Source organism: Gillisia sp. CAL575, assembly GCF_000403785.1.
Taxonomy (GTDB): Bacteria; Bacteroidota; Bacteroidia; order Flavobacteriales; family Flavobacteriaceae; genus Gillisia.
Window position 1 is genome coordinate 1 of the sequence record NZ_APHJ01000042.1, and the last position, 8,582, is coordinate 8,582.

Annotated in this window: 8 protein-coding genes and 1 tRNA gene; 8 read left to right on the forward strand and 1 reads right to left on the reverse strand. The window is 35.9% G+C overall.

Features of this window, described 5'->3' with window-relative positions:
• Positions 1-1,403 (forward strand): T9SS type A sorting domain-containing protein (locus tag I130_RS14140; RefSeq protein WP_034924615.1); only part of this gene is annotated, 1,403 nt, incomplete at its 5' end.
• A gap of 67 nt (positions 1,404-1,470) precedes the next feature.
• Here the strand turns inward: I130_RS14140 and I130_RS14145 are convergent.
• The gene (locus tag I130_RS14145; protein WP_034924618.1) at positions 1,471-2,613 is read right to left on the reverse strand and encodes an acyl-CoA dehydrogenase; all 1,143 of its coding nucleotides are present in this window, start codon (positions 2,611-2,613) and stop codon (positions 1,471-1,473) included.
• A 33-nt stretch (positions 2,614-2,646) separates the two neighbouring features.
• Between I130_RS14145 and I130_RS14150 the strand changes: the two genes are divergently transcribed.
• From I130_RS14150 to I130_RS14180, 7 genes are all read left to right on the forward strand, one after another.
• Complete coding sequence (locus tag I130_RS14150) at positions 2,647-3,771, forward strand: anhydro-N-acetylmuramic acid kinase (RefSeq protein WP_316928466.1); 1,125 nt, start codon at positions 2,647-2,649, stop codon at positions 3,769-3,771.
• Between the two features lie 62 nt (positions 3,772-3,833).
• Complete coding sequence (locus tag I130_RS14155) at positions 3,834-5,060, forward strand: Glu/Leu/Phe/Val dehydrogenase dimerization domain-containing protein (protein WP_034924624.1); 1,227 nt, start codon at positions 3,834-3,836, stop codon at positions 5,058-5,060.
• Positions 5,061-5,119: 59 nt separating this feature from the next.
• Positions 5,120-5,821: a MotA/TolQ/ExbB proton channel family protein gene (locus tag I130_RS14160; RefSeq protein ID WP_034924627.1), complete on the forward strand. Its 702-nt coding sequence runs from the start codon at positions 5,120-5,122 to the stop codon at positions 5,819-5,821.
• 1 nt (position 5,822) lies between these two features.
• A complete protein-coding gene (locus tag I130_RS14165; RefSeq protein WP_034924630.1) occupies positions 5,823-6,224 on the forward strand; it encodes an ExbD/TolR family protein in 402 nt (133 codons plus the stop codon).
• Between the two features lie 13 nt (positions 6,225-6,237).
• Positions 6,238-7,056: an energy transducer TonB gene (locus I130_RS14170; RefSeq protein WP_034924633.1), complete on the forward strand. Its 819-nt coding sequence runs from the start codon at positions 6,238-6,240 to the stop codon at positions 7,054-7,056.
• A gap of 29 nt (positions 7,057-7,085) precedes the next feature.
• Positions 7,086-8,279: a bifunctional folylpolyglutamate synthase/dihydrofolate synthase gene (locus I130_RS14175; RefSeq protein ID WP_034924636.1), complete on the forward strand. Its 1,194-nt coding sequence runs from the start codon at positions 7,086-7,088 to the stop codon at positions 8,277-8,279.
• A 227-nt stretch (positions 8,280-8,506) separates the two neighbouring features.
• Positions 8,507-8,581, forward strand: a tRNA-Val gene (locus I130_RS14180).
• Position 8,582: the final 1 nt, after the last annotated feature.

Sequence of the window (8,582 nt, forward strand, 5' to 3'; positions counted from 1 at the left end):
CTGCTGGTTTTGATAGTTATATTTTCTTCACTGATGTGAATGGTGATGATTTATTAGATGATGGAGATACTGTTCTTCAGAATGATGGAACCAATAGCTATTCAGCAGTTCAGAACAATGGCGATGTGATCAATGTAAAAGTAGGACAGGGAGATTGTATTGGTTATGCAGAAGCAGCAGCTGATGTAGATGCGAATCCTTTAATGCCTGAATTCGATTTAGTGCAAGGTGATTGTATCGGAGGTTCTGGAGGAATAACGTTTAAAAACTTTGATCCTGAAGTTAATTTACAGTATAGTCTAGATGGAGCGGCCTTTATAATATACGATGGTACAATAACGCTGCCTGTTGGGCCACACACAATTGCTGTTAGGATTGGAGATGAAGGTTGTGTCTCTGATGATTTAGATGTGGAGATTATAACTCCTCTACCTAATGATCCATTCACGCTTAATCCAGAAATTACTCAACCGGATTGTGAAACCTTAGTCGGGACTATTAAGATCAGGGTAGGAGATAATACTGGTATAGATACTGGATTTTTCGATTATGTTGTTACGGATGGTGGTACCACTTACTACGATGGAGTTAAACAACCTGCTAATGGATTTGAAGGTCTGCCACCAGGAAATTATGTAATCACAGGTTCAACTTCTGATGGATGTAATTCGGGTAGAGTAGAAGTTACATTAGAAAACCCAATTTGCGACAATTTCGAAGGTTGTACTTTAGGATACTGGAAAAACCATACAGATAGATGGACTTGTTATTCAACTTGTACACTTTATGGAAGCGTATTTACAAATGCTCCTTCACAATTATCTGGTTTAACTCTTCTAGAAGTGCTTAATTTAGGCGGTGGTGGAATTAACAACCTTGGTAGACAATCTGTGGCGGCTTTATTAAACACTTGTCATGGTGATGTAAATTTTGAGATTCTTTCTACAGAAGAGTTGATTGCTTATGTGAACACAAACTTTAATAAGGCAGGAGCAGCAGGTAGTTATTTGGACAATCTGAATAATGCTGGTTGTACCTTAGGTGGAAGTAGTGCAACTACAGCTCCTTCAAGTACTTGTCCTAGTACAGTAGATACAATACCAGGTAAAGGTAAACCAGGTAAGAACAATAAAGCTGCGTTTACTGCCAGCTTCAGCGCTTATCCAGTACCATTCAGAGAAACATTAAATATCAAATATGAATTTGATTATAAATCTGATGTGAGTATCCAATTCTTTGATATGCAAGGAAGGTTGTTAAGTACTTATAAAGCGAAAAAAGTAACTAAAGGAGATGTTACTAACTTGAATCTGGACTTTGCAACTAGAGCAAGTCAAGTATACATTGTAAAAGTGACAACAGACAAGGATGTATTTACTAAAAATATTATTTCTGATAAATAATTATTAATCAATCTAAATACAAAAAGCAGCTCGAAAGAGCTGCTTTTTGTATTATATATTTTGATAATTATCCGTTGATGATACTTCTTGAGATAACTATTTTCTGAATCTCTGAAGTTCCTTCGTAGATCTGAGTGATCTTTGCATCACGCATCATACGTTCTACATGATAATCTTTTACAAATCCATTTCCTCCGTGTACTTGTACAGCTTCAACAGATACATCCATTGCTACTTGTGATGCGTATAATTTAGCCATTGCTCCAGAAAGATCGTAATTTCCACTATTGTCTTTGTCTACAGCAGCTTTCATTACTAACAATCTAGCAGCTTCAATAGAAACATGCATGTCTGCCAACTTAAAAGCGATTGCCTGATGATTACAAATTTCAGTTCCAAATGCTTTACGTTCTTTGGAGTATTTCAAAGCTAATTCGTAAGCACCACCAGCAATTCCTAATGCTTGCGCAGCAATCCCAATTCTTCCACCTGCTAAAGTTTTCATAGCAAACTTAAATCCGAAACCATCTTCGCCAATTCTATTTTCTTTAGGCACTTTCACATCATTGAAAATTAAAGAATGAGTATCACTTCCTCTAATTCCTAATTTATTTTCTTTAGGTCCTATTTCAAATCCCGCCCAAGTTTTTTCAACAATAAAAGCATTGATGCCTTTATGTTTCTTCTCACGATCGGTTTGTGCAATTACAAGATAGAAGTCGGCCGTGTTACCATTCGTGATCCAATTTTTGGTTCCATTTAAAATATAATGGTCTCCATGGTCTATTGCAGTTGTTTTTTGAGATGTAGCATCACTTCCTGCTTCTGGTTCAGACAGACAAAAAGCACCAATAGATTCTCCAGTAGTTAATTTAGTAAGATATTTCTTTTTTTGCTCTTCATTTCCAAAAGTATCTAGACCCCAACAAACCAAAGAATTATTAACAGACATCACTACAGAGGCAGAAGCATCTATTTTAGATATCTCTTCCATTGCCAATACATAAGAAACGGTATCCATTCCGCCACCTCCGTACTCTGGAGATGCCATCATTCCTAGAAAACCAAGTTCTCCCATTTTTTTTATTTGCTCTGTGGGAAACTCTTGTTTATCATCTCTCTCAATTACTCCCGGTAAAAGTTCACTATTAGCGAAATCTCTGGCAGCATCACGAATCATTATATGCTCTTCTGTAAGTTTGAAATCCATTAGGTAACTTATTTTAAAAATTCAATTTTTTTTGTGTCCAAAGATACCGTTTTGACTACTAATATTCAATTAAGAATAATTATTTTTACGAATATGGAAATTAAAGAGTATAAGGTTTTAGGCATTATGTCTGGCACTTCATTAGATGGAGTAGATATTGCATGGATTAATTTTACAAGAGACGCAAAATGGGATTTTAAAATTTTGGAGGCAGTGACTATTGCATACCCAAAATCATGGAAAGAAAAACTGAGCACTGCTTTAGATTTATCTCCTATTGAGTTAATGGAATTGGATGAAGAGTATACAGATTATTTAGCCAGTTTAATTACACTATTCATTCAGAAAAATAAAATTGAAGGCTTAGATGCAGTTTGTAGCCACGGACATACTATTAAACATGAACCTGAAAATGGTTTGACTCTACAAATAGGAAATCTTCCTCATCTTGCAGAGCTAATTGGAGAAATGGTGATCTGCGATTTTAGGGTTCAAGATGTAGCCTTAGGGGGTCAGGGTGCACCTTTAGTGCCAATTGGTGATAAGCTATTGTTTACACATTATACGTATTGTTTGAATTTAGGCGGGTTTGCTAATGTCTCTACTAATAATGATGGGGTGAGAATTGCTTATGATATTTGTGCAGTAAACACCGTTCTTAATTATTATTCTGAAAAACTAGGATCTGAATTTGATGAAGGTGGTAAAATTGCGAGATCTGGAAAATTTGATCCTGATTTAAAAAAGGTATTGGATGCGCTTCCTTTTTATAAGTTATCTGCTCCTAAATCTTTAGGGATAGAATGGGTAAACACTTCGGTTTTGCCTCTTCTGAGGAATTTTGAAGAAGATATTCCATCATTATTGAATACTTACTGCCAACATATAGCTTCAGAAATAGTGAAAAATATAAAAGACGATCCGGAAGTTGAAGTGCTTGTCACAGGTGGAGGTGCCTTCAATACTTATTTAATGGAACTTCTTCAACAAAAAACAACCGCTAAGGTTTCTATTCCAGCTTCAGAAATTATAAACTTTAAAGAGGCTGTGATCTTTGGGTTCTTGGGAGTACTAAAATTAAGGGAAGAAATTAATGTATTGAGCTCCGTTACAGGAGCGGAAAATGATCATTGCGCAGGTATAGTTTATGAAGCCTAATATTTTATAATTTTTCCCATAGGGGGGAATTGTTTTTTATATTTGCGTTCAAACTGAATTATATGAAAGACTTACTCGATATATACGAAAATAAAGAGCCTGAAATCGTTTTTAATTGGAAAGATGCTGAAACAGATGCGGAAGGTTGGACAGTTATAAATTCTCTTAGAGGTGGTGCTGCTGGTGGTGGAACTAGAATGAGAAAGGGATTGGATAAAAATGAGGTGCTTTCTCTTGCTAAAACTATGGAGGTGAAGTTTACCGTTTCTGGACCAGCAATTGGTGGAGCAAAATCTGGTATTAATTTCGATCCAAGTGATCCAAGAAAAAAGGGTGTTTTGGAACGTTGGTATAAAGCGGTTTCTCCATTATTGAAAAGCTACTATGGAACTGGTGGGGATTTAAATGTAGATGAAATTCATGAAGTAATTCCAATAACTGAAAATTGTGGAGTATGGCATCCTCAAGAGGGTGTTTTCAATGGACATTTTCAACCAACAGAAGCAGATAAGATTAATAGAATAGGACAATTACGTCAAGGAGTGATAAAAGTTCTTGAAAATTCAACCTATTCTCCAGATGTGTCTAGAAAATATACAGTTGCCGATATGATCACTGGTTATGGGGTTGCTGAAGCTGTAAAACATTACTATTCTATTTATGGTGGGGATGTAGAAGGAAAGAAAGCGATTGTTCAAGGATTTGGAAATGTGGGATCTGCAGCAGCTTATTACTTGTCTCAAATGGGAGTTAAGGTTATAGGAATTATAGACAGGGTAGGAGGATTGATAAATGAAGATGGATTTTCTTCTGAAGAAATCAAAGATCTATTCCTTAATAAAGATGGGAATACCTTGAAACATCCAAATTTAATTCCTTTTGAAGAGATCAACGAGAAAATTTGGGACTTAAATGCCGACATATTTGCTCCGTGTGCAGCGTCTAGATTGGTAACTAAAGACCAAGTAGAAAGGCTAATTAATGGTGGATTGGAGATGATCTCTAGTGGAGCTAATGTTCCATTTGCAGATAAAGAAATTTTCTTTGGACCTATAATGGAATATGCAGACGAAAAAGTAAGTGTAGTACCAGATTTTATTGCAAATTGTGGGATGGCAAGAGTATTTGCTTATTTTATGGAAAGGCGTGTACAAATGACCGATGAGGCTATTTTTAATGATACTTCTATCACCATAAAAAATGCAATCCAGAATACCTTTAATAATAACAGTTCTAAAACAGGAATAAGTAGTACTGCTTTTGAAATAGCATTAAAACAACTAGTATAGTTTTAATACAACAATTAAAATTACATTCTCACGTTACACTAACAAACCTAATTTTATCTATGTTAAACTTTTTCCAAAATGCCGACGCTGCTCAAGCAGCCCTAGAGGTTGAGCCTGTCGTAGAAGAGAAAACTCTTTCGTTATTTGATTTAATGATGAGTGGTGGTTTGGGTGGCCAGATCATTATCGGAATTTTATTTATACTGCTTTTTGTAGCCGTATATATTTATTTCGAAAGATTATTCGCAATTAAAGCCGCCACACAAGTAGATCCAAATTTTATGCTACAAATTAAAGATAGCGTACTAAACGGAAATATAGAATCGGCTAAAATAAGATGCGCTCAAAATAATTCTCCTGTTGCCAGACTTACAGAAAAAGGAATTTCAAGAATTGGTAGTCCTTTAGAAGACATCAATACTGCAATTGAAAATGCGGGGCGATTGGAAGTATACAAATTAGAGAAAAACGTAAGTATTTTGGCGACCATCGCAGGAGCAGCTCCAATGATTGGGTTCTTAGGAACTGTAATTGGTATGGTTTTGGCTTTCCACACCTTGGCAACAAGTAGTGGGCAAGCAGAGATGGGAACTCTTGCAGAAGGTATTTATACTGCAATGACAACTACAGTAGCAGGATTAATAGTTGGTATTATAGCTTATATAGGTTATAACCACTTAGTTGTAAAAACAGATAAAGTGGTTCATCAAATGGAAGCTACTGCTGTAGATTTCCTTGACCTTCTAAACGAACCTGCTTAATATGAACTTAAGAAGCCGAAATAAAGTAAGCGCAGATTTTAGTATGAGTTCTATGACAGATATTGTATTTCTGTTATTGATCTTTTTCATGTTAACTTCTCCTACGATCACTCCAGAAGCTTTGGATCTTATTTTACCAAAAGCAAAGGGGAAGACCACTAATAAATCTAATCTTTCTGTGAGTATTACGAAAGATCTACAGGTTTATATAGATAATGACAGAGTAAGCAATAGTGCCTTAGAAAGCACGCTTATCACTAGATTGGCAGGAGTAGAAGATCCCACCATTATCCTTAGAGCTGAAGAGGGAGTGCCAATAGAAAAAGCAGTGAACGTAATGGACATTGCGAACAGGAATAAATATAAGATTGTGCTTGCCGTAAAACCTGAAAAAGTAAATTAATAATAAGAACTCTGTGAGCCTTCTAGATACAAAACACGAAAAAAAATCTTTTACCATCACGGTAGTATTACACGTGTTGCTCATACTTATATTATTGTTTTTTGGCTTGCAATATTTAGATCCACCACCAGAAAATGGAATAGCAATTAATTTTGGTACTTCAGATGTTGGTTCTGGAGATAAGCAACCTACCGAAGCAATAAAATCTGCACCACAAAAATCTGCTCCTCCTGTAGTTGCTCAGCCTAAAACACAAGTTGAAGAGGTAGTAACTCAGGAATCTGAAGAAGCTCCGGTTATTCAGAAAAAAGCAGAGAAAAAACCTGTGGTTCAGGAGCAAAAAGTGGAGCCTAAAAAGTTACCACCTGCAAAGAAACCAGACCCTACTCCAGATAAATCTACTACAGATGCTATGAGTAGTATCTTAAACGGACCAAAAAGCGATGGGACTGCAGCCGGTGGAGAAGGTAATGATAGAGTTGCAGGAGATAAGGGAAGTAGAGATGGCGATCCAAATGCTAGTGCTTATTACGGAAATGGTTCCGGATTAGATGGTGATGGAAACTATAGATTAGGTGGAAGAAAAGCTTTAAATAAGGAAAAGATTCCGCAGGATTGTAATGAGGCCGGCCTTGTGGTAGTTAAGATTACAGTGAATCAAAATGGCCAAGTGATAAGTGCAAGTCCTGGACAGAGAGGAACTACAAATACTGCAACTTGTTTAACAGAACCGGCTAGAAAAGCTGCAATGGCTACAAGATTTAATAGCGATTCCAATGCACCTTCTGTGCAAACGGGATACATTACCTACAATTTTAAATTATCTGAATAGTGCTTACTTATCCCCAAACTGTTGAGTGGATGTTTCAACAGTTGCCAATGTATCAGCGTATAGGTACTGATGCCTTCAAAAAAGATCTTTATAACATTATCAGTTTATCAGAATCTTTAGGGAATCCTCATAGGACCTTTAAGACGATTCATGTTGCAGGAACCAACGGGAAAGGTTCTACAAGCCACATGTTAGCATCAATTCTTCAAGAAGCAGGATATAAGGTGGGCCTCTATACTTCCCCGCATCTTATAGATTTTAGAGAACGTATTAAAATTAATGGTGTTGAAATCCCCGAGAATGAAGTTATCACTTTTATAAATTCCAATAAGAATTATTTAGAGCAGCATAATTTGTCCTTTTTTGAAATGACTGTTGGAATGGCTTTCAATTATTTCAGCAAAGAAAAGGTTGATATTGCAATTATTGAAGTTGGATTAGGGGGGAGATTAGATTCTACAAATATTATAAATCCAGTATTATCTGTGATCACTAATATAGGTTTGGATCATACTAATATATTAGGAGATACGCTAGAGGAAATCGCTATAGAGAAAGCTGGAATTATAAAGCCAAAAACTCCTGTGGTTGTTGGTGAGTATCAAAAAGAGACCTATCCAGTTTTTCAAAAGGTAGCTGAAAAACATTCAGCAGAAATTATTCTTGCCTCAAAAATAACTCTTCAATTAAAGACAGACCTAAAAGGTGATTATCAGCAAAACAATACTAGAACGGCTTATGTGGCAGCTAGAGTTCTTCTTCTAAAAGGCTTTAAAATTTCTTCTGAAAATATAGAACGAGGTTTAAATTCTGTTATTAAGAACACAGGCTTACAAGGAAGATGGCAACAGCTTCATGAAAAGCCTAAAGTGGTATGTGATACTGCTCACAATAAAGAAGGTTTAACCTATGTCACTGCTCAGCTGAGAAAGGAAACTTATACCCAGTTACATATAGTGCTTGGATTTGTGAGTGATAAAAAATTGGATGATGTTTTGCCTATATTTCCTAAAGATGCGATATACTATTTTTGCAAACCTAATATTCCTAGAGGGCTAGACGAAAAAATTCTTCTTCAGGAGGCCTCCCAATTCCATCTAAATGGAAAAATTTATAGTAGTGTGAAAGAAGCTTATAAGGTTGCTATAAATAACGCAAATGAAGATGATCTAATCTTTATTGGAGGTAGTACATTTGTTGTTGCCGACGTATTAACTCTATAATTTAGATTTCAATATTTACCGACTATATTTAACCCACTCTGCTAGATTTAATAAATAACTTTGTTATAAGATTGACGCTGAATCAACTAATTCAGAGTTTATGTGTTAGCTATGGTGTTTAGAATTTTTACTTTTATTAAAAGCTGAAAATATTTTATTTTTTTTTAAATTTTAGTTTGCCATATTCAAAATGTAGCTTATATTTGCATCCGCATTCAAGCGTTTGCGGGCAATTAGCTCAGTTGGTTCAGAGCACCTCGTTTACACCGAGGGGGTCGGGGGTTCGAATCCCTCATTGCCCAC